The organism is Aquincola tertiaricarbonis (assembly GCF_023573145.1).
GTDB classification, from domain to species: domain Bacteria; phylum Pseudomonadota; class Gammaproteobacteria; order Burkholderiales; family Burkholderiaceae_C; genus Aquincola; species Aquincola tertiaricarbonis_B.
This window is the reverse complement of sequence record NZ_CP097636.1, coordinates 2,654,727-2,674,892: the sequence shown is the minus strand read 5'-3', so window position 1 is coordinate 2,674,892 and position 20,166 is coordinate 2,654,727. Positions and strand designations below refer to the sequence as shown.

General features: G+C 69.9%; 18 protein-coding genes. 13 read left to right on the top strand and 5 right to left on the bottom strand.

The features are described from left to right. The first annotated feature begins 27 nt into the window (after positions 1 to 27). Genes MW290_RS26635 through MW290_RS26625 form a run of 3 tightly spaced genes read left to right on the top strand, consistent with a single transcriptional unit; the run spans position 28 to position 3,529 of the window. Complete coding sequence (locus tag MW290_RS26635; protein WP_250196100.1) at positions 28 to 1,476, top strand: IS5 family transposase; 1,449 nt, start codon at positions 28 to 30, stop codon at positions 1,474 to 1,476. Positions 1,477 to 1,493: 17 nt separating this feature from the next. Next, complete coding sequence (locus MW290_RS26630) at positions 1,494 to 2,810, top strand: C4-dicarboxylate transporter DctA (RefSeq protein WP_375142975.1); 1,317 nt, start codon at positions 1,494 to 1,496, stop codon at positions 2,808 to 2,810. 11 nt (positions 2,811 to 2,821) lie between these two features. Further along, entirely contained in the window at positions 2,822 to 3,529 is a 708-nt protein-coding gene (locus MW290_RS26625) for a GntR family transcriptional regulator (RefSeq protein ID WP_250197368.1), read from the top strand. Positions 3,530 to 3,984: 455 nt separating this feature from the next. Here the strand turns inward: MW290_RS26625 and MW290_RS26620 are convergent, their stop codons facing one another. Further along, entirely contained in the window at positions 3,985 to 4,260 is a 276-nt protein-coding gene (locus MW290_RS26620; protein ID WP_250197367.1) for a hypothetical protein, read from the bottom strand. Between the two features lie 198 nt (positions 4,261 to 4,458). On the opposite strand from MW290_RS26620, the gene MW290_RS26615 reads away from it, so the two are divergent. From MW290_RS26615 to MW290_RS26575, 9 genes are all read left to right on the top strand, one after another. Continuing rightward, positions 4,459 to 6,240, top strand: coding sequence for a sensor histidine kinase (locus MW290_RS26615; protein WP_250197366.1), 1,782 nt, complete (start codon positions 4,459 to 4,461; stop codon positions 6,238 to 6,240). Positions 6,241 to 6,266: 26 nt separating this feature from the next. Then, positions 6,267 to 7,619, top strand: coding sequence for a sigma-54-dependent transcriptional regulator (locus MW290_RS26610; RefSeq protein WP_250197364.1), 1,353 nt, complete (start codon positions 6,267 to 6,269; stop codon positions 7,617 to 7,619). A gap of 178 nt (positions 7,620 to 7,797) precedes the next feature. Next, positions 7,798 to 9,132, top strand: coding sequence for a dicarboxylate/amino acid:cation symporter (locus MW290_RS26605; RefSeq protein WP_250197363.1), 1,335 nt, complete (start codon positions 7,798 to 7,800; stop codon positions 9,130 to 9,132). Positions 9,133 to 9,249: 117 nt separating this feature from the next. Beyond that, a complete protein-coding gene (gene gcl / locus MW290_RS26600; RefSeq protein ID WP_250197362.1) occupies positions 9,250 to 11,025 on the top strand; it encodes a glyoxylate carboligase in 1,776 nt (591 codons plus the stop codon). A gap of 33 nt (positions 11,026 to 11,058) precedes the next feature. Then, positions 11,059 to 11,838: a hydroxypyruvate isomerase gene (gene hyi, locus MW290_RS26595; RefSeq protein ID WP_250197360.1), complete on the top strand. Its 780-nt coding sequence runs from the start codon at positions 11,059 to 11,061 to the stop codon at positions 11,836 to 11,838. Positions 11,839 to 11,842: 4 nt separating this feature from the next. Further along, the gene (gene glxR / locus MW290_RS26590; RefSeq protein WP_259373509.1) at positions 11,843 to 12,784 is read left to right on the top strand and encodes a 2-hydroxy-3-oxopropionate reductase; all 942 of its coding nucleotides are present in this window, start codon (positions 11,843 to 11,845) and stop codon (positions 12,782 to 12,784) included. An 85-nt stretch (positions 12,785 to 12,869) separates the two neighbouring features. Next, entirely contained in the window at positions 12,870 to 14,174 is a 1,305-nt protein-coding gene (locus MW290_RS26585; RefSeq protein ID WP_250197357.1) for a glycerate kinase type-2 family protein, read from the top strand. A gap of 56 nt (positions 14,175 to 14,230) precedes the next feature. Next, positions 14,231 to 14,785: a MarR family winged helix-turn-helix transcriptional regulator gene (locus MW290_RS26580; protein WP_250197356.1), complete on the top strand. Its 555-nt coding sequence runs from the start codon at positions 14,231 to 14,233 to the stop codon at positions 14,783 to 14,785. A 127-nt stretch (positions 14,786 to 14,912) separates the two neighbouring features. After that, a complete protein-coding gene (locus tag MW290_RS26575; protein ID WP_250197355.1) occupies positions 14,913 to 16,607 on the top strand; it encodes a tannase/feruloyl esterase family alpha/beta hydrolase in 1,695 nt (564 codons plus the stop codon). 33 nt (positions 16,608 to 16,640) lie between these two features. Here the strand turns inward: MW290_RS26575 and MW290_RS26570 are convergent, their stop codons facing one another. The 4 genes from MW290_RS26570 to MW290_RS26555 form a co-directional block, all read right to left on the bottom strand. Continuing rightward, the gene (locus MW290_RS26570; RefSeq protein ID WP_250197353.1) at positions 16,641 to 17,090 is read right to left on the bottom strand and encodes a type II toxin-antitoxin system YhaV family toxin; all 450 of its coding nucleotides are present in this window, start codon (positions 17,088 to 17,090) and stop codon (positions 16,641 to 16,643) included. Then, positions 17,090 to 17,407, bottom strand: a complete 318-nt coding sequence (locus tag MW290_RS26565; RefSeq protein WP_250197352.1) for a type II toxin-antitoxin system PrlF family antitoxin — start codon at positions 17,405 to 17,407, stop codon at positions 17,090 to 17,092. The genes MW290_RS26570 and MW290_RS26565 overlap by 1 nt, the downstream gene beginning before the upstream one ends. Positions 17,408 to 17,501: 94 nt before the next feature. Then, positions 17,502 to 18,473, bottom strand: a complete 972-nt coding sequence (locus tag MW290_RS26560) for a Bug family tripartite tricarboxylate transporter substrate binding protein (protein WP_250197351.1) — start codon at positions 18,471 to 18,473, stop codon at positions 17,502 to 17,504. Between the two features lie 124 nt (positions 18,474 to 18,597). Then, positions 18,598 to 19,002, bottom strand: a complete 405-nt coding sequence (locus MW290_RS26555; RefSeq protein WP_250197350.1) for a VOC family protein — start codon at positions 19,000 to 19,002, stop codon at positions 18,598 to 18,600. Positions 19,003 to 19,221: 219 nt separating this feature from the next. Between MW290_RS26555 and MW290_RS26550 the strand changes: the two genes are divergently transcribed. Beyond that, positions 19,222 to 20,013: a sensor histidine kinase gene (locus tag MW290_RS26550; RefSeq protein WP_250197349.1), complete on the top strand. Its 792-nt coding sequence runs from the start codon at positions 19,222 to 19,224 to the stop codon at positions 20,011 to 20,013. Positions 20,014 to 20,166: the final 153 nt, after the last annotated feature.

Sequence of the window (20,166 nt, the reverse complement as noted above, 5' to 3'; positions counted from 1 at the left end):
TTTCTGGGAGTTCTGGAGTCACCACCGATGGCCACCGACGACTTCTTTCGCGCCCGGCTCGATCAGATGATCGACCTGCGCCACGCGCTGGCGGTGCTGGCCACGCGCATGCCGTGGGCGCAGATCGAGGCTTCGCTGGCGCCGGTGTTCGCGCACCGGGATCGCAAGGGCCGGCCGGTGGAAGGCTCTGACCTGTTCGGCCCCAGCCTGGCGGTGGCCGGTGCCGGCGTCAGCAACGCCGGCCGCCCGCGTTTGCCCATCCGGCTGATGGTGGCGCTGCTGTACCTCAAGCACGCCTACAACGAGAGCGACGAGTCGGTGGTCGTGCGCTGGTCGCAGGACGTGTACTTCCAGTTCTTCAGCGGGCAGGTCTACTTTGAGCCGCGCCTGCCCTGTGACCCGGCGCAGATCAGCCGCTTCCGTCGGGTGCTGGGCGAGGCCGGTGTCGAGCAGTTGCTCAAGACCACCATCGAGGCGGCGGTGGCCATGGGCGCAGTCAAGAAGACCGAGTTCGAGCGCGTGATCGTGGACTCCACCGTGCAGAGCAAGGCCATCGCCCACCCCACCGACAGCCGGCTGCTGGAGCTGGCGCGCGAGAAGATCGCCCGGCTGGCCAAGCGCGCGGGCATCCAGCTCAAGCAGACCCACCAGCACGAGGGCCAGACGCTGCGACGGCGCGCGGGCGGTTATGCCCATGCCAAGCAGTTCAAGCGGCTGCGGGCCGTGCTCAAGCGCCAGCGCACGATCCTGGGCCGACTGCTGCGCGAGGTGCGCCGCAAGATGGGCGGCCTGGCCGACGAGACCCGCGCCAGTTTGGACACCTGGGTTGAGCGCGCCGAGCGCATCCACCGGCAGCGGCCCAAGGACAAGAACAAGCTGTATGCCCTGCACGCACCGGAGGCCGAGTGCATCGGCAAGGGCAAGGCCCGCCAGCCCTACGAGTTCGGCGTGAAGGTGAGCCTAGCCGTCACCCACCAGCACGGCCTGATGGTGGGCGCGCGCAGCTTCCCAGGCAACCCGTACGACGGCCACACGCTGGCCGCGCAGATCGAGCAGACCACCAACCTGCTGCAGGACATCGGCGTCAAGCCCACCGCCGCCATCGTGGACCTGGGCTACCGGGGCGTGGACAAGGACGTGGCGCCGGTGGAGGTGATCCACCGCGGCAAGTTCAAGTCGCTCAGCCCCAGGCAGCGGACTTGGTTGAAGCGCAGACAGGCCATCGAACCGTTGATCGGCCACACCAAGGCCGACCACCGGATGGACCGGTGCTGGCTCAAGGGCGCGGAAGGCGACGCGCTGCATGCGGTGCTGTGCGCGGCGGGCTTCAACATCCGCTGGCTGCTGCGGGCCATCGCCCGGCTGGGCCTGGGTGGCGTTTTGTTGGCCTTGTCCGCGATGGCGCTGTATGCGGCGGCCATGGCGGAAGTGCTGCGTCATCCAGTCTCCTGCGCTGAAGTCGCGCTGGAGCCGTGACCGCTGCCGCTCTTGCGATCACATGGCCGTGTCGGCACGCTGGAAATGGATTTCGCAGGGCCAACTACTTCTTGCCCGCCACGGCGGTGCAGCTCAAGCCGCTGGGCGATGGCTTCATCAAGCTGGTGAAGATGCTGATCCCGGTCATCGTGTTCTGCGTGGTCGTGCACGGCATCGCCGGCGCCGGCGACCTCAAGCGCGTGGGCCGCGTCGGCATCAAGTCGCTGATCTACTTCGAGCTGGTGACCGGCGTGGCGCTGGCGCTGGGCCTGCTGCTGGCGTGGTGGTTTCAGCCCGGCGTGGGCATGAACGTGGACCCGTCCACGCTGGATGCCAAGGCCATGAGCGCCTATGCCGACAACGCCAGCAAGCTCACCGGCGGCGGCTTCACCGAGTTCGCGCTCAAGCTCATTCCCACCACGGTGGTCAACGCGTTTGCCACCGGCGACGTGCTGCAGGTGCTGCTGTTCGCCATCCTGTTCGGCTGCGCCCTGTCGCTGCTGGGCGAGCGGGGCCAGGCCGTGGCCGGCCTGATCGACGACCTGGGCCAGGTGATGTTCAAGATCATGGGCCTGATCATCAAGCTGGCGCCGCTGGGCGTGCTGGGCGCCATCGCGTTCACCGTGGGCAAGTACGGCATGGGCTCGCTCAAGCAGCTGGGCATGCTGGTGGCGCTGTTCTACGGCGCGGTGTTCGTGTTCGTGTTCGGCGTGCTGGGGCTGATCATGCGGGTCTCGGGCTTCAGCCTGATCAAGCTGCTGCGCTACCTGCGTGAAGAGCTGGCCGTGGTGCTGGCCACCACCTCGTCCGACAGCGTGCTGCCGCAGATCATGGCCAAGCTCAAGCGCATGGGCATCCGAGACAGCACCGTGGGCCTGGTGATTCCCACCGGCTACTCGTTCAACCTGGACGCGTTCTCGATCTACATCACGCTGGCGGCGGTGTTCATCGCGCAGGCCACCAACACGCCGATCACCACCAGCGACCTGCTCACCATCCTGGCCATCTCGCTGGTCACCAGCAAGGGCGCGCACGGTGTGCCGGGCTCGGCCATCGTGGTGCTGGCGGCCACGCTGCATGCCATTCCCGCCATCCCGGCCATCGGCCTGGTGCTGGTGCTGTCGGTGGACTGGTTCATGGGCATCGCCCGGGCGCTGGGCAACCTGATCGGCAACTGCGTGGCCACGGTGGCCATCGCCGCATGGGAGGGCGACATCGACCGCGAGCGTGCCCATGCGGTGTTGAACGGCGAGGCCGTGCCGCCGATGGCCGATGATGCCGCCGCGGCCGCCGCGCTGGCGGCGGTGCCGGCAGCACAACCCGCGCTGCGCTAGAGTGCCGCGCCATGTCCTCCAGCAACAGCCAGTCCGCCATCGCCGAGCGCATCGTCGAATCGATCCTGGCGCAAAAGCTCAAGCCCGGCGAACGGCTGGGCGAGCAGGACCTGGCCGAGCTGTTCGACGTCAGCCGCACGCTGGTGCGCGAGGCGCTGATGCAGGTGCAGGCGCGTGGCTTCGTGGAGGTGCGCAGCCGAAAGGGCTGGTACGTGGTTGAGCCCTCGATCGAAGAGGCGCGCGACGCCTTCTCGGCCCGCCGTGCGGTGGAGGCGGGCATCCTGCGGCAGACCGAGGGCCGGCCGCTGCAGCATGTGCTGGGCCGGCTGCGCCGCCACATCGAGGACGAGAAGGCCGCCATCGAAGGCGCCGACCCGGCCACCCGGGCCTTCATGCTGGCCGACTTCCATGTGTGCCTGGCCGAGTGCCTGGGCCACCGGCTGCTGGCCGACATGCTGCGCGACCTGACGGCCCGCACCACGCTGGTGGCAACGCTCTACCAAAGCAGCCACGAGGCGATGGCCTCCTGCGAAGACCATGAGCGCATCGTCGCGGCGCTGGCCGAGGGCCAGGTGGACGAAGCCGAGCGCCTGATGCTGGACCACATCGGCAACGTCGAGTCGTCGATCGGCCAGCACGCGGCCGAAGAGCAAAGCGCCCAGGACCGCCTGCGCGCCACGCTGGCGCCGGTGGCGCCGCCGCGGCCAAGATCCGTCTAGGAGGCTGCGCGGCGGGGCCGCCCAGCCTCCTAGCCTGCGGCTCTCCGCACGGCTCCCCCGAGCCCCCTCCGCGAGGGGGCTCCAGCATGTTCGACCGCACCCTCCAGCCTCCCTCCAAGAGGGAGGCTCCAGCCAGTTTGACGATCCGCTCGGCGGGTGGCTTCACGTACCCGTGAAGCCGGGTGCCCCCGCGGCCGCCGCCCGGCCGCTCCGAAGGCGGCCGCGCAACCCGCTCGGCGGGTGGCTTCACGTACCCGTGAAGCCGGGTGCTCCATCCCCCCCGGGGCCCAGCGCCGGGCCGCTCCCAAGCGGGCCCGGACCCGCTCGGCGGGTGGCTTCACGTACCCGTGAAGCCGGGTGCCCCATCCCCCCGGGCCCAGCGCCGGGCCGCTCCCAAGCGGGCCCGGACCCGCTCGGCGGGTGGCTTCACGTACCCGTGAAGCCGGGTGCCCCATTCACCGGCGCCAGCCCCGGCCGTACCCGCGGTCCCAGCGGCCGGGCGCCCACTCGCGGTGGCCGCCGCGCCAGACCCAGCCGCCTTCGATCCAGATCGCGCCGGGGTAGGGCGCCACCGCCACCGGCGGACCCACCACCACGGCACCGCCGTAAGGGTCGTAGGCCGGCGGCGGTGGGGCGTACACCGCGCAGCCGCCCAGCAGGCCCGCCGCCAGCAATGCCACGCAGGCCGCGGCGCGTGCGCGGCGGGAAGGGGCCTTCGTGCGGGTGTCCATGTCCATCTCCTGTGTCATGCACCCCTTCAACGCCCCGGGCCTGCCGCTTGCCGACCGGGGCTGCGCTTCGGTTTGTACGCAGGTGTGAGCTCTCGCAACCCGGGTAGCGTGGCACCGGGGCGCGCCGGCCCGGGCAGTTAGCATTCGCGCCCGCCAGCCCCTGCGTTCGTCCGTCCCTTCGTCACCCTGTTTCCCGCCGTGAAGCGCCTGCGTTCCTTTGCCCTGTTGTTGACGGTGCTGCTGGCCGTGGCCCTGGTGGCCGCCGCAGCGCTGGGCGCGCATGCGGCCGGCCGCCGTGCCGCGCTGCAGCGGCTGGACGATGCGGCCCAGCACCGGCTGGACATGATCGCCAGCACGCTGGAAGCCGAGGTGGCGCGCTTCGACTACCTGCCTTCGCTGTTGGAGATGACGCCCAGCGTGCTCGACCTGCTGGAGCGCCCCGACGACACCGCCCTGCGCGACGAGGTGAACCGCACCCTGCGCGGCATCAACGCCACCGCTGGCGCCGACATGCTGTACGTGGTCGACCGCCGTGGCGTGGCCCTGGCCGGCGCCGATTGGGACCAGCCCGGCACGCCGGTGGGGCACGACCTCTCGTTCCGGCCGTACGTGCGATCGGCGCTGGCCGAGGGCAAGGGCCGCTTCTATGGCGTGGGCGTCACCAGCCGGCGCCCGGGCTACTACCTCTCGTATGGGCTGACGCGCCACAACAAGCCGCTGGGCCTGGCCACCGTGAAGGTGCGGCTGGCCGATGCCGAGGCCGCCTGGCGGCGCCTGCCCGGCCAGGTGATGGTGGTGGACCAGCACGGCGTGGTGGTGCTCAGCACCCAGGACGTGTGGCGCTTCCGGCCGCTGCAGCCGCTGTCCGAGGCCGCGCGGGCCGAGATCGACCGCAGCCGCCCTTATGGCAACGCCACGTTGGTGCCCATCGACTGGCAGCCGCGCCCGACCGAAGGCGCCGGCCCCACCGAGGTGGTGGTGCTGGGCGGCACGCAGTACGCCGTCTCGCAGCGGCTGATGCCGCGCACCGGCTGGCGCGTCTACGTGCTGGACGAGCTGTGGCCGGTGGTGGACCAGGCGCGCACGCTGGCGCTGGCCGCCGGCATGGCCAGCCTGGTGGCGCTGATGGCGCTGCTGATCTTCTGGCTGCGCCGCCGCACGCTGCGCCAGCGCATGGCCAACCAGGCGGCGCTGCAGGTGGTGCTCAAGGCCGCGCGCGACAGCCTGGAAACCAAGGTGGAAGAACGCACCGCCGAGCTGCGCGCCGCGCAGAACGAGCTGCTGCATGCCGGCAAGATGGCCGCGCTGGGCCAGATGTCGGCCGGCATCGTGCATGAGCTGAACCAGCCGCTGGCCGCGCTGCGCACGCTGTCCGACAACGCGGTGGTGCTGCTGGAACGCGACAAGCCCGAGGACCTGAAGTGGAACCTGGCCCGCATCGGCCAGCTGGTGGACCGGGTGGGCCGGCTGACGCAGCAGCTCAAGGGCTTTGCGCACAAGGCGCCGCCGCTGGCCGTGCCAGTGCCGGTGCAGCGGGTGCTGCAGGGCGCGCTGCTGCAGGTGCAGCCGCGGCTGCGTTCGGCAGGCATCGACTTCGAGCCCCACATCGACCCGCCTGCGCTGACGGTGATGGCCGAGGAGCCGCGGCTGGAGCAGGTGCTGGTGAACCTGCTGGGCAATGCCATCGACGCGATGGCCGGATCGGCCGAACGCCGGCTGCGCTTCGAGGCGGTGATCGCCGACGGCCGCGGCCGCATCACCGTGGCCGACAGCGGCCCGGGCATCGCGCCCGACATGCTGCCGCGGCTGTTCGAACCCTTCGCCACCACCAAGCCGGCCGGTGCCGGCCTGGGCCTGGGGCTGATGATCTCGGCCCACATCGCGCGTGAGCTGGGCGGCAGCCTGGCTGGCCTCAACCGGCCCGAAGGCGGCGCGGCTTTCGTGCTGCTGCTGCCGCTGCGGCCCAGCCACACGGCATGATGCGCCTGCACCCCGGGAGCCTTGCGATGACCGACACCGCCATCCGCGTGATCTTCGTCGAGGACGACGAAGACGTGCGCATCGGCTGCCGCCAGGCGCTGGAGCTGGCCGGCTTCGAGGTCGAGGCCTTCGCCAGCGTGGAGGCGGCGCGCCCGCGCGTGCAGGCCGGCCAGCCGCTGCTGGTGCTGTGCGACGTGCGGCTGCCCGGCATCAGTGGCCTGGACTGGCAGCGCGAGCTGCAGGCGCTGGACGCCGAGCTGCCGGTGATCCTGATCACCGGCCATGGCGACATCGCGATGGCGGTGCAGGCCATGCAGGAGGGCACCTACGACTTCATCGGCAAGCCCTTCGCGTCCGATCACCTGGTGTCGGTGGTGCGGCGCGCGGCCGACAAGCGCCGGCTGGCGCTGCAGGTGAGGGCGCTGCGCGAGCAGCTGGAGCAGCGCCAGGGCATCGAGGCCACGCTGCTGGGCCGCTCACCGGCGATGGAGCGTCTGCGCCAGCGGGTGCTGGCGCTGGCCGCCACCTCGGCCGACGTGGTGATCTACGGCGAGACCGGCACCGGCAAGGAGCTGGTGGCGCGCTGCCTGCACGAGCATGGCCCGCGCCGCAAGGCGAACTTCGTCGCGCTCAACTGCGGCGGCCTGCCCGAGAACCTGGCCGAGACCGAGCTGTTCGGCCATGAGGCCGGCGCCTTCACCGGTGCGCAGCGGGCGCGGGTGGGCAAGTTCGAGCATGCGCACGGCGGCACGCTGTTCCTCGACGAGATCGAGAGCATGCCGATGTCGGTGCAGGTTAAGCTGCTGCGCGCACTGCAGGAACGCAGCATCGAGCGCATCGGCTCCAACAAGCCCATCGCGGTGGATTGCCGCGTGGTGGCCGCCAGCAAGGAAGACCTGAAGCTGATGGCCGAGCAGCAGCGCTTCCGCGCCGACCTGTACTACCGCATCGGCGTGGCCTTCATCGAGCTGCCGCCGCTGCGTGAGCGGCGCGAGGACATTCCGCTGCTGTTCGAGCACTTCTCGCTGGCGGCGCAGCAGCGCTTCCAGCGCGCCGCGCCGCCGCTGACGCCCGCGCAGGCCGCCACGCTGATGTCGCATGCCTGGCCCGGCAACGTGCGCGAGCTGCGCAACGTGGCCGAGCGCCATGTGCTGGGCCTGGCCGGCGACGACCTGCCGGCCGCCGAAGGCGCGCCGCCGCCTGCCGCCGGTGCCACGCTGGCGATGCAACTGGAGCATGTGGAGCGCACGCTGATCGCCGATGCGCTGCGCCGCCAGCACGGCGACGTGGTGGCCACCGCGCAGGCGCTGGGCATCGGCAAGCAGACGCTGTACGACAAGCTCAAGCGGCTGGGGCTGCGGGCAGAAGAGTTCCGCTAGCCCGGACGGCCGGGCTGGTCGTCGCCCGGCGGCCCGGACGGCCGGACTGTCCGCGTCAGGCTTCGAAAAAATCCTTTGCAAAACAAGCACTTGGCGCTGCCGTGCCATGGCTGTGGCTTGGTCCCCGGCTTGCTATCTCCGAGGCTGAACTTTCGTCCTCATTCCAAGGAGACAAGCCATGGACCCCCAGGCCACCAAGAAGCCGCTCTACCGCTCGCTGTACTTCCAGGTCATCGTCGCCATCGTCATCGGCGTGCTGCTCGGCCACTTCTGGCCCGAGACCGGCGCGGCCATGAAGCCGCTGGGTGACGGCTTCATCAAGCTCATCAAGATGATCATCGCGCCGATCATCTTCTGCACGGTGGTGGTGGGCATCGCCGGCATGGAGGACATGAAGAAGGTCGGCAAGACCGGCGGCCTGGCGCTGCTGTACTTCGAGATCGTCAGCTCCCTCGCGCTGGTGGTCGGCCTGGTCATCGTCAACCTGGTCAAGCCCGGCGCGGGCATGAACGTGGACGTCAGCGCGCTCGACACCAAGGGCATCGCTGCCTACACCGGACCCGGCAAGATGCAGGGCACGGTCGACTTCCTGCTCAACGTCATCCCCACCACCTTCGTCGATGCGTTCGCCAAGGGCGAGATCCTGCAGGTGCTGCTGATCGCGGTGATGTTCGGCTTCGCGCTGCACAAGTTCGGCGGACGCGGCACCCTGGTGTTCGACTTCATCGAGAAGTTCTCGCACGTGCTGTTCGGCATCGTCGGCATGATCATGAAGGTGGCGCCCATCGGTGCCTTCGGCGCCATGGCCTTCACCATCGGCAAGTACGGCATCGGCTCGCTGGTGTCGCTGGGCCAGCTGATGGCCACCTTCTACGCCACCTGCCTGATCTTCATCTTCGTGGTGCTGGGTGCCATCGCGCGCTTCCACGGCTTCTCGGTGTGGAAGCTGATCAAGTACATCAAGGAAGAGCTGCTGATCGTGCTGGGCACCTCGTCCAGCGAATCGGTGCTGCCGCGCATGATGGCCAAGCTGGAGAACCTGGGCGCGCGCAAGTCGGTGGTCGGCCTGGTCATTCCCACCGGCTACTCGTTCAACCTGGACGGCACCTCCATCTACCTGACGATGGCGGCGGTGTTCATCGCCCAGGCCACCAACACCGACATGACGCTGACCCAGCAGATCACGCTGCTGGCGGTGCTGCTGCTCACCAGCAAGGGCGCGGCCGGTGTCACCGGCTCGGGCTTCATCGTGCTGGCGGCCACGCTGTCGGCCGTGGGCCATGTGCCGGTGGCCGGCCTGGCGCTGATCCTGGGCATCGACCGCTTCATGAGCGAGGCGCGTGCACTGACCAACCTGATCGGCAACGGCGTGGCCACGCTGGTGGTGGCCAAGTGGACCGGCGACCTGGACATGCAGCGCATGCAGGCGCACCTGAACGGCGAAACGCCGCAGGAAGCCGACGCCCCCGAGGCGGTGCTGGACCAGACCGAAGCGCACATGCCGGCGCGCTGAGCCGGCTGAACCCCGCCGCGGCCATTCCGCGGCGGAATAGCTCTTATCGCCAGCTTGCCGTTCCCCGCGGCGGCGCGGGCCGGAATCATCGCCTCCAAGCAACCAGGAGACGATGCAATGGCCAAGATGAAAGCCGCGATGGCGGCGGTGCTGGTGATGGAGAAGGAAGGCATCTCGCAGGCCTTCGGCGTGCCGGGCGCGGCGATCAACCCGCTGTATGCCTGCCTGCGTGAGCGGGGCTCCATCGCCCACGTGCTGGCGCGCCATGTGGAGGGTGCCTCCCACATGGCCGAGGGCTATACCCGTGCCCGCGCCGGCAACATCGGTGTGTGCATCGGCACCTCGGGCCCCGCGGGCACCGACATGATCACCGGGCTGTATTCGGCCCAGGCCGACAGCATTCCCATCCTGTGCATCACCGGCCAGGCGCCACGCGCCCGGCTGTACAAGGAAGACTTCCAGGCCGTCGACATCGAGTCGATCAGCAAGCCGGTGACCAAGTGGAGCGTGACGGTGCGTGAGCCGGCCCAGGTGCCGCGTGCCTTCCAGCAGGCCTTCCACCTGATGCGCTCGGGCCGGCCGGGGCCGGTGCTGATCGACCTGCCGTTCGACGTGCAGATGGCCGAGATCGAGTTCGACATCGACACCTACGAGCCGCTGCCGGTGTACAAGCCCGCGGCCAGCCGCAAGCAGGTGGAAAAAGCCATCGCGATGATGCAGGCGGCCGAGCGGCCGCTGATCGTGGCCGGCGGCGGCATCATCAATGCCGATGCGTCCGAGCTGCTGGTGCAGCTGGCCGAGATCACCGGCGTGCCGGTGATCCCGACGCTGATGGGCTGGGGCACCATCCCCGACGACCACCCGCTGATGGCCGGCATGTGCGGCCTGCAGACCAGCCACCGCTACGGCAATGCCACGCTGCTGGCCAGCGACTTCGTGCTGGGCATCGGCAACCGCTGGGCCAATCGCCACACCGGCAGCACCGAGGTGTACACCCGCGGCCGCACCTTCGTGCATGTGGACATCGAGCCCACGCAGATCGGCCGCGTGTTCATGCCCGACCTGGGCATCGTCTCCGACGCCAAGGCGGCGCTGCAGCTGTTCGTGGAAGTGGCGCGCGAGATGCAGGCCGCCGGCACGCTGAAGGACCGCCGCGCCTGGGCCGCCGAATGCCGCGAGCGCAAGCGCACGCTGCTGCGCAAGACCAACTTCGACACCGTGCCGATGAAGCCGCAGCGGGTGTACCAGTGCATGAACAACAACTTCGGCCGTGACACCACCTACGTGTCCACCATCGGCCTGAGCCAGATCGCCGGGGCGCAGTTCCTGCACGTGTACGGTCCGCGGCAGTGGATCAACTGCGGCCAGGCCGGCCCGCTGGGCTGGACCATCCCGGCCGCGCTGGGCGTGCGGGCGGCCGACCCCACGCGCCGCATCGTCGCGCTGTCGGGCGACTACGACTTCCAGTTCATGATCGAGGAGCTGGCCGTGGGCGCGCAGTTCAAGCTGCCCTACATCCACATGGTGGTGAACAACAGCTACCTGGGCCTGATCCGCCAGGCGCAGCGTGGGTTCAGCATGGACTACTGCGTGCAGCTGGGCTTCGAGAACATCAACACGCCCGAGCTGCAGGGTTATGGCGTGGACCACAAGGCGGTGGTCGAAGGCCTGGGCTGCAAGGCCATCCGCGTGCACCGGCAGGAAGAGATCAAGCCCGCCATCCAGCAGGCCGAGCGCTGGATGGCCGAGTTCCAGGTGCCGGTGGTCATCGAGGTGATGCTGGAGCGGGTGACCAACATCGCGATGGGCACCGAGATCGACGCGGTCAACGAGTTCGAGGAACTGGCGCTGACGCCGGCCGACGCGCCCACCGCCGTGGGCCTGCTCGACTGACCCGATCCACTTGTCTAGACAAGGAGCGCCTGCATGCCCAAGTTTGCTGCCAACCTCACGATGCTGTTCACCGAGCGGCCCTTCCTCGACCGCTTCGAGGCGGCCGCCAAGGCCGGCTTCACCGCGGTGGAGTTCCTGTTTCCTTATGCCTTCGAGACGGCCGAGATCCGCCGCCGCCTGGACGCCAACGGCCTGCAGCTGGTGCTGCACAACCTGCCCGCCGGCGACTGGGACGCCGGTGAGCGCGGCATTGCCTGCCACCCCGGCCGCGAGGCCGAGTTCCGCGACGGCGTGATGCGCGCCATCGACGTGGCCACCGCGCTGGGCACGCCGCGGCTGAACTGCCTGGTGGGCAAGGCGCCCGCCGGCGTGGATGCGGCCACCCAGCGCCGCACGCTGGTGGACAACCTGCGCTTTGCCGCGGCCGAGCTGAACAAGGCGGGGCTGAAGCTGCTGGTGGAGCCGATCAACCGCTTCGACATCCCCGGCTTCTGGCTGCAGCGCACCGACGATGCGGTGGCCCTGCTGGACGAGGTGGCCGCGGCCAATGCCTATGTGCAGTACGACATCTACCACGCGCAGCGCACCGAAGGCGAGATCGCGGCCACGCTTTCTCAACACCTGGCTCGGATAGACCACATCCAGCTGGCCGACAACCCGGGCCGCCACGAGCCCGGCACCGGCGAGCTGAACTGGGCCTTCCTCTTCCGCCACATCGACGGCCTGGGTTATGCCGGCCACATCGGCTGCGAATACAAGCCGCTGACCACCACCGAAGCCGGCCTGGGCTGGCGCCAGCGCTTCTGCCAGTGAACCGCTGGCCACTCACACGGAGACACGCATGAAATTGGGATTCATCGGCCTGGGCATCATGGGTGCGCCCATGGCGGGCCACCTGCTGGCTGCCGACCACACGGTGTTTGCACATACCCGCGGCGAGGTGCCGGCGCCGCTGCTGCAGGCCGGCGCCGTGGCCTGCGCCAGCGCCACCGAGGTGGCACAGAAGGCCGACATCGTCTTCTTGATGGTGCCCGACACGCCCGACGTGGAGAAGGTGCTGTTCGGCGAAAACGGCGTGGCCGCGGGCTTGTCGACCTGCGAGCGCGGACCTGACGGCCGCGTGGGCAAGGTGGTGGTCGACATGAGCAGCATCTCGCCCATCGAGACCAAGGTCTTCGCCCAGCGCATCAACGCGCTGGGCTGCGACTACCTGGACGCGCCGGTGTCGGGCGGCGAGGTGGGCGCCAAGGCGGCCAGCCTGACCATCATGGTGGGCGGCGAGCCGGCGGTGTTCGAGAAGGTCAAGCCGCTGTTCGAGCTGATGGGCAAGAACATCACGCTGGTGGGCGGCAACGGCGACGGCCAGACCACCAAGGTGGCCAACCAGATCATCGTGGCGCTGAACATCGCGGCGGTGGGCGAGGCGCTGCTGTTCGCCAGCAAGGCCGGCGCCGACCCGGCCAAGGTGCGCCAGGCGCTGATGGGCGGCTTCGCGGCTAGCCGCATCCTGGAGGTGCATGGCGAGCGCATGGTCAAGCGGACGTTCAACCCGGGCTTCCGCATCGGCCTGCACCAGAAGGACCTGAACCTGGCGCTGCAGGGCGCCAAGGCCATCGGCGTGGCGCTACCGCAGACCGCGGGCGCCGCGCAGCTGATGCAGGTGGCCGCCGCCCAGGGCTGGGACCAGCTGGACCACTCGGCGCTGGTCAAGGCCTTGGAGGTGATGGCCAACCACCAAGTCAGCCCCGACCTCCGCTGAGGCCAGTGACCGCAGCCTGTCCTCCGCCCGCGGCCTGCGGGTCTTACGCACCCGCCCCGCTGCGGTGGGCGGTCAGAATCGACGCATGAGTACCACCCCCCGCCCCCAGCAAGATCCCCGAGGCTTCCTGCGCGCGCTGTATGACGCGGCCGTGCAGCGGGCCTTGCCGCTGCACACCACGCAGGCGTTTCTGCCGCCGCCGCCCAAGGGCCGCACGGTGGTCATCGGCGCCGGCAAGGCGGGCGGGGCGATGGCCCAGGCGGTGGATGCGCTGTGGCCGGCCGACGCGCCGCTGTCGGGCCTGGTGGTCACCCGCTACGACCATGTGCCGCCGGCCTACAAGGCCCAGCCCGGCCGCATCGAGGTGGTGGAAGCTGCGCACCCGGTGCCCGACGAAGCCGGCCGCCGCGCCGCCGGCCGCATCTACGAGCTGGCCCAGGGCCTGACCGCCGACGACCTGGTGCTGTGCCTGATCTCGGGCGGCGGCTCGGCGCTGCTGGCCATGCCGGCCGAAGGCATCACGCTGGAAGAGAAGCAGGCCATCAACAAGGCCTTGCTCAAGAGCGGCGCCGCCATCGACGAGATGAACTGCGTGCGCAAGCACCTGTCGGCCATCAAGGGCGGCCGGCTGGCCGCGCTGTGCGCGCCGGCCCAGGTGGTCACGCTGCTGATCAGCGACGTGCCGGGCGACGAGCCCGCCGTCATCGCCAGCGGGCCCACGGTGCCCGACCCCAGCACCTGCGCCGATGCGCTGGCCATCCTGCAGCGCTACGGCATCGAGGTGCCGGCCGCCGCCCGCGCCGCGCTGGAAAGCGGCGCCGCCGAAACGCCCAAGCCCGGCGATCCGCGGTTTGCCGGCCACCAGGTGCACATGATCGCCACGCCGCAGCAAAGCCTGGAAGCGGCGGCGGCGCTGGCGCGCGAGGCGGGCATCGAGGCCCACATCCTCAGCGACGAGATCGAAGGCGAATCGCGCGAGGTGGGCAAGGTGCATGCGGCGCTGGCCCGCGCGGTGGCGCGCCACGGCCAGCCCTTCGCCAGGCCTTGCGTCATCCTCTCGGGCGGCGAGACCACGGTCACCGTCAAGGCCAAGGGCGGGCGCGGCGGCCGGGCCACCGAGTTCCTGCTGGGCTGCGCGATCGCGCTGCAGGGCCAGCCGGGCGTGTGGGTGCTGGCGGCCGACACCGACGGCATCGACGGCGTGGAAGAGAACGCCGGTGCCATCGTGAGCCCCGACACCCTGGCCCGCGCCACGGCCCAGGGCCTCAAGGCGGCCGAGGTGCTGGACCGCAACGACGCCTACCACTTCTTCGCGCCGCTGGGCGACCTGGTGGTGCCGGGTCCCACCTTCACCAACGTCAACGACTTCCGGGCGCTGCTGGTGCTGTAGCGCTTGCTGCGCGGGCCTCATCCGGCAGCGGTGCTGCCAGCGGGACAATGGGCCACATGTCGAAGAAGATGGCAGTACCCGGCGACGTCGGCCCCGACGTCCGGCTGGTTGAAGACGATTTGCAGCAGGTGCTGGGCTACCAGATGGCCCAGGCGTCGATCACCACCACCCGCGTGTTCATGGAAGCCGTGGGGCGGCCGTTCGACCTGCGGCCGGTGGAGTACACGATGCTGGCGCTGATCCAGAAAAACCCCGGTGGCTCGGCCGCGCAGCTGGCCAAGGCGCTGGCCGTGACCGCGCCCAACATCACCATGTGGGTGGACCGTCTGGAGGCCCGGCAGCTGGTGCAGCGGCTGCGCAGCGAGACCGACCGCCGCACCCAACGGCTGCAGCTGACGGCCAAGGCCAGCAAGCTGATGACCCAGGCCACGGCCCGCCTGCTGGCGGGTGAACGGCAGGCGCTGGACATCCTGTCGGCCGCCGAGCGGGCCTACCTGGTGGAGCTGCTGCAGAAGGTGGCCTCGTGCCGTGCCGCCCCCATCGCCGTTGATGCCGTGGCCACTGAGCCGGCGCGGCCCCCAGCGCGCCGCAGGAAACCAGAGGCTGCCTGAAGCTTGCGCTTGCAAGAAAGTTCAATGATTGAATCAATGAAGCGGCGTAACTAGGGGAAAACCGCCAATGCAAGCCGGTGGATGCTTCATAAGATGAACGAACTAGTTCATCCAGATGGAGACATGCATGCGCGGATTTCCCCTGACCTTGCTGGCCGCCGCAGCGGCCGCGCTGGTGGCCGGATGCGGCAGTGATGGCGGCTCGGCCAGCCTGCCGAGGCTGAGCGCGGCCACGCCCGGCACCCTGAACGCGTGTACCGACCTGGCCAGCCGGCTCAACCTGGCCAACACCGTGATCCGAACGGCTGAGCAGGTGCCGGCCGGCAGCCTCACCGTGGCCGGCCAGCCGGTGCGGGCGCATTGCCGTGTCACCGGCGCAATGAACCAGCGCACCAGCGCGGTGGACGGCAACAGCTACGCCATCGGTTTCGAGATGCGGCTGCCGCAGGACTGGAACGGGCGCTTCTTCTACCAGGCCAACGGCGGCCTGGACGGCAGCGTGCTCACCGCCGTGGGACCGGTGGGTGGCGGCGGTCCGCTCAACCACGCGCTGGCCCAGGGCTTTGCGGTCATCAGCTCCGACGCCGGCCATGCGGCGGCGCTGGGTCCCAACTTCGGCATCGATCCGCAGGCGCGTCTGGACTACGGCTACCAGGCGGTGGGCACGCTCACGCCCATGGCCAAGCAGCTGATCGCGGCCGCTTATGGCCGCGCGCCCGATCGCTCGTACATCGGCGGCTGCTCCAACGGCGGCCGCCATGCGATGGTGGCCGCCTCGCGCTATGCGGACCAGTACGACGGCGTGCTGGTCGGCAACCCCGGCTACCGGCTGCCGCTGGCCGCCATCGCCAACATGGCCGGTGTGCGGGTGTACAACGCGCTGGCCAGCACGGCCAACGACCCGGCCACCGGCTTCACCCTGGCCGAGCGTGCATTGGTGTCCAACGCGGTGCTGGCCCGCTGCGACGCGCTGGACGGCGCCACCGACGGCCTGGTGCAGGACATCACCGCCTGCCAGGCCGCCTTCAACCTGTCGCGCGACGTGCCCACCTGCACCGGCAGCCGCGACGGCAGCTGCCTGACCGAAGCGCAGAAGAGCGGCATCGCGGGCCTGTTCACCGGTGCGCGCACCGCCAGCGGCCGCAGCATCTACCGCAGCTTTCCGTACGACGCGGGCCTGGCCACCAGCGGCTGGGCGGGCTGGAAGTACAGCAACTCGCTCACCCGCGACCCGGGCGCGGTGGGCATCGTGTGGCAGGTGCCGCCCGAGCCGGTGGCCGGCTTCAACGCCACGGCCTTCGCGCTGACGGCCGACCTGGACGGCATGCTGGACAAGGTGGCCGCCACCAACGCCACCTACACCGAAAGCGCCATGAGCTTCATGCTGCCGCCCAACGTCGACGACCTGGGCACGCTGAAGCAGCGCGGCGCCAAGATGATGGTCTATCACGGCACCAGCGACCCGATCTTCTCCAGCGACGACACCGACGCCTGGTACGAGGCGCTGACCCGCCGCCACGGCACCCAGGCCGCCGACTTCGCCCGTTACTACCGGGTGCCGGGCATGAACCACTGTTCCGGCGGTCCGGCCACCGAGCAGTTCGACATGCTGACGCCGCTGGTCAACTGGGTGGAGCAGGGCCAGGCCCCCGGCGCCGTCACCGCCACTGCGCGCGGCGCCGGCAATGCGGGCGGCGTCAATGCCGACGTGCCGGGCGGCTGGTCGGCCCAGCGCAGCCGGCCGCTGTGCCCGTACCCGCAGGTGGCCCGCTACCTGGGCAGCGGCGACGTGGAGTCGGCGGCGAACTTCGCCTGCCGTTGAAGTGACGAGGCTCAGCGACGGGCAGCGAGCCGGCTACGGCGGGCTCCAGTCCTGTCTGCTGGCCTGGAGCAATGCGCTCCAGTCGTCCGGCGGGTGGCCGCGGCCGAGCATCTTCTCGAACACGGCATACGGGTCCGACCTGCTGCCTGACGACCGCAGGGTCTGCTCATCATTGACCCATGCGTACACGATGACCTTGGCCTTCGAGTCGTAGCGGAAGAACAATCGAAACCGTCTTCCGATCTTGGCCCGCCGCCAGTGGCGGTGGGCCGGGCCCAGCGTGTTGCCCTGACGGTATTCGTCGCGCGACGGGTCACCAGGCACCACGTCCAAGATCAAGTGGCTCAGGGCCCGGAACAGTTTGACGTTGGCATTCGAATCGGCCTGTTCGCTGGCCTGCGCCCGTCGGGCGGCTGCCTGCAGCTTTTGCAGCTGTTCGATCACGCAAGCGTGGAACAGCAGTGTCCAGCCATGTCGCTGCATCAGAGATCGACGTCCCCGTCGATGTCCTCGCCCAGGTCCACCGCTCGGCCGGCATGCGCCAGCATCGCGCGGGCCAGGTCTTCCGGCAGGGCGTGGATGTGCCGCCCCGCTTCAATGTCCCGGGCGAGCAGGCTCAGGAACGAGCCGATTGCCGGGTCGTGATGCTCGGCACCGACCCGGGTCACGACGATTTCGCCATCCCGCAGGTCGAAGGCGACCTTGCCACCCGCATCGACGCCGAGCGCCTGCCGGATGGACTTCGGCAGCGTGAGCTGGCCTTTGGTGGTCAGTGTGGCAACTTCGTGGATGGCCGGCATGGTCGCTCTCCTGCAAAAGTTGGATGGTAAGGAATACTCCTTACCACCTCAAGTGAGCGCCGCGGCTGGCGCGCTCCATGCCGGCGCAGGCGCCTCAAGCCTCCGGCTTGAACCCCACGCGCTTGACGACCGGGCCCCAGGCCGCGGTTTCGTCGGCCACGGCCTTGGCCAGTTCGGCCGGGCTGTTGGCCGAGGCCTCCAGGCCCAGTTGCGCGAAGGCTTCCACCACGTCGGGCGAGCTGACGGCGGTGGCGATGGCGGCCGCAGCGCGCTGCGTCACCTCGTCGCTGGCCTTGCCGGGCAGGAAGAAGCCATACCACTCGCTCACCGTCAGCGCCGGAAAGCCTTGTTCGGCATAGGTGGCCACGTCGGGCACCAGCTTCGAACGTTGCTTGCCCGAGGTGGCCAGCAGCCGCAGCTTGCCGCTCTTGAGGTGCGGCAGGTAGTCGCCCACCGGCGAGCTCATCGCCGCCACCTGGCCGCCCAGCAGGTCCTGGATGCCGGGCGCCGAACCCTTGTAGGGCACGTGGCGCAGGTCGAGTCCGCTTTCCTTGGCCAGCAGCGCGCCGATGAAGTGCGGCGGCGTGCCGGCACCGGGCGAGGCGTAGTTGGCCTGCTCGGGGTTGGCCTTGGCCCAGGCCAGGAAGCCCTTGATGTCGCGCACCGATTCCGGCACTGCCGGACCCACGCCGAAGCCGAAGGAGATGTGGCAGGCGGTGCTCACCGGGCGCAGGTCGCGCGGGCCGTAGCCCAGGCGGGTGTAGATGTGCGGGTACAGCGTGACGATGGAGGCCGGCGTCAGCAGCATGGTGCTGCCATCGGGCGCCGACCGGCTCACTTCTTCGGCTGCCAGGCGGCCGCCGGCGCCGGCCTTGTTGTCGACCAGCGCCACGCGGGCATAGGCGCCCCGCAGCTTGTCGGCCACGCGGCGCGAAACCGCGTCGGTGGTGCCGCCGGCCGGAAAGCCGCACAGCACCTTGGCCGTCTCCAGCTGTTGCGCCCAGGCGGCGCGGGGCAGGGTGGCCAGCAGAGGCACGGCGGCCAGCAGGGTTCGGCGATCAATCATGGGTTGTCTCCATCGGTGTCGAGTACTTCAACAATTTAAGTATCTTGATCGCCAATGCCTTGGGGAGTTTCCCTATGAGTGGGCCCAATACTTCAATGATTGAACGAGGAGCGCCCTTTCATGCTCAGCCGCCGGTGGCTTCTGGCGTGTGGCAGGCCACGGCCAGCTTGTTGCCGTCCCGATCGCGGAAGTAGGCACCGAAATAGTGCGGGTGGTAGTGCGGCCGCGGGGCGGGCGGGCCTTCGCACTGGCCACCCGCCGCCAGCGCGGCGGCGTGCACCCGTTGCACCTGTGCCCGGCTGTCGGCCAGGAAGGCCACCATCTGGCCATTGCCCGGCAGGTGCGGCTGGCCGTCGAAGGGCTGGCCCACGATGAAGAGCGGACGCCCGCCACCGGCGGGTTGCCAGCCGGCCCAGCCTTGCTCTGCTTCGTGGAAGCGCAGCACCAGCCCCAGTTCGGCCAGCACCGGTTGATAGAAGGCAAAGGCCCGCGCGAGATCCTGCGTGCCGACGTAGACGTGAGAGAACATGGTGGCCGCCTGTGGTGGAGGGGTGCGACGCATGCTAGGGGCCGTCCGGCGGCAGGGCAATGCGGGGCCTCTTTGACTCAGGCGGCCGAAGTCTTGTGGATTGCCATCGATTTATCGCAGCATTTCTATCAATTGATAGGGGCCTGGAGCCGATAAAACCTGCATGCGGACCCGGGGCTGGGGGTCCGCACCCCGCAGCAACCCGGCCCGGAGTGATCTATGGAACTGGCAGAACAAGTGCAGTCGGTGGCGGTGCGCACGTCGGCCCGCACCCCCTTCATCCACCCGGCCGTGCATGCGGATGGCGAAACGGCCGCGCCGCCACGCCGGCCGCGTGCCGGCATGTTCGACGCGATCGCCGACCTCGAGCGCTTCGCCCACAAGGTGTCGCACGACCTGGGCGGCCCGCTGCACAGCATGCGCATGCTGACCGAGCTGATCCAGGCGCGGCTGGACGAAGGCGACGTGCCGCAGGCGCGCGAGTGGGTGTCGATGATCGGCGAGCACAGCCAGCGGCTGGGGCGGCTGGTGGGCGCGCTGTCCGAACTGCTGCTCACGGCCGGCGCGGTGCCGCAGTTGCAGCGCGTGGCCCTGGGCGACCTGGTGGCCGCGGTGCGCCGCGAGCAGCCGGCGCCGCCCGAGGCGGTGGTGCGCGTGGCCTCGCTGCCCACGCTGTGCGTGGACCCGGTGCTGATGACGCAGGTGTTCGCCCGCCTGCTGGACAACGCCTACAAGTTCAGCAGCCGGGTGCCGCGCCCGCGCATCGACCTGCGCTGCGAGAACCTGGGTCGCCACTGGCGCTTCCAGGTGCGCGACAACGGCTGCGGCTTCGCGGCCAGCCGCACCGACGAACTGTTCCGGCCGTTCGCGCGGCTGCACGGCCATGGCCATGAAGGCGCCGGCATCAGCCTGGCCGTGGTGCGCCGCATCGTCGAGCTGCATGGCGGCCAGGTCTGGGCCGATGGCGCCGAGGGCCGGGGCGCCACCTTCTCGTTCACGCTGCCGGGGTGACGTCGGCCCCCAAGCTCGCTGCGCTCGCGCCCCCCCGAGGGGGAGCTCAGTCCCTTGGGGCGGCCCGGCGGGACTGAACCACCCGCCCGCCTGGCCGCCCCAGGGCGGGGGCGCACCCTGGGGGGTAACATTCGCGCTTTCGCCATGCGCTGC

What these genes read in the sequence shown, in the direction of transcription:
- gcl (WP_250197362.1), top strand. Translation starts at nt 9,250, where the DNA reads ATGGCCAAGATGAAAGCCGCGATGGCGGCGGTGCTGGTGATGGAGAAG.
- MW290_RS26585 (WP_250197357.1), top strand. Translation starts at nt 12,870, where the DNA reads ATGAGTACCACCCCCCGCCCCCAGCAAGATCCCCGAGGCTTCCTGCGC.
- MW290_RS26550 (WP_250197349.1), top strand. Translation starts at nt 19,222, where the DNA reads ATGGAACTGGCAGAACAAGTGCAGTCGGTGGCGGTGCGCACGTCGGCC.
- MW290_RS26605 (WP_250197363.1), top strand. Translation starts at nt 7,798, where the DNA reads ATGGACCCCCAGGCCACCAAGAAGCCGCTCTACCGCTCGCTGTACTTC.
- MW290_RS26555 (WP_250197350.1), bottom strand. Translation starts at nt 19,002, where the DNA reads ATGTTCTCTCACGTCTACGTCGGCACGCAGGATCTCGCGCGGGCCTTT.
- MW290_RS26565 (WP_250197352.1), bottom strand. Translation starts at nt 17,407, where the DNA reads ATGCCGGCCATCCACGAAGTTGCCACACTGACCACCAAAGGCCAGCTC.
- MW290_RS26560 (WP_250197351.1), bottom strand. Translation starts at nt 18,473, where the DNA reads ATGATTGATCGCCGAACCCTGCTGGCCGCCGTGCCTCTGCTGGCCACC.
- MW290_RS26620 (WP_250197367.1), bottom strand. Translation starts at nt 4,260, where the DNA reads ATGGACACCCGCACGAAGGCCCCTTCCCGCCGCGCACGCGCCGCGGCC.
- MW290_RS26610 (WP_250197364.1), top strand. Translation starts at nt 6,267, where the DNA reads ATGACCGACACCGCCATCCGCGTGATCTTCGTCGAGGACGACGAAGAC.
- MW290_RS26625 (WP_250197368.1), top strand. Translation starts at nt 2,822, where the DNA reads ATGTCCTCCAGCAACAGCCAGTCCGCCATCGCCGAGCGCATCGTCGAA.
- MW290_RS26580 (WP_250197356.1), top strand. Translation starts at nt 14,231, where the DNA reads ATGTCGAAGAAGATGGCAGTACCCGGCGACGTCGGCCCCGACGTCCGG.
- MW290_RS26635 (WP_250196100.1), top strand. Translation starts at nt 28, where the DNA reads ATGGCCACCGACGACTTCTTTCGCGCCCGGCTCGATCAGATGATCGAC.
- MW290_RS26575 (WP_250197355.1), top strand. Translation starts at nt 14,913, where the DNA reads ATGCGCGGATTTCCCCTGACCTTGCTGGCCGCCGCAGCGGCCGCGCTG.
- MW290_RS26570 (WP_250197353.1), bottom strand. Translation starts at nt 17,090, where the DNA reads ATGCAGCGACATGGCTGGACACTGCTGTTCCACGCTTGCGTGATCGAA.
- hyi (WP_250197360.1), top strand. Translation starts at nt 11,059, where the DNA reads ATGCCCAAGTTTGCTGCCAACCTCACGATGCTGTTCACCGAGCGGCCC.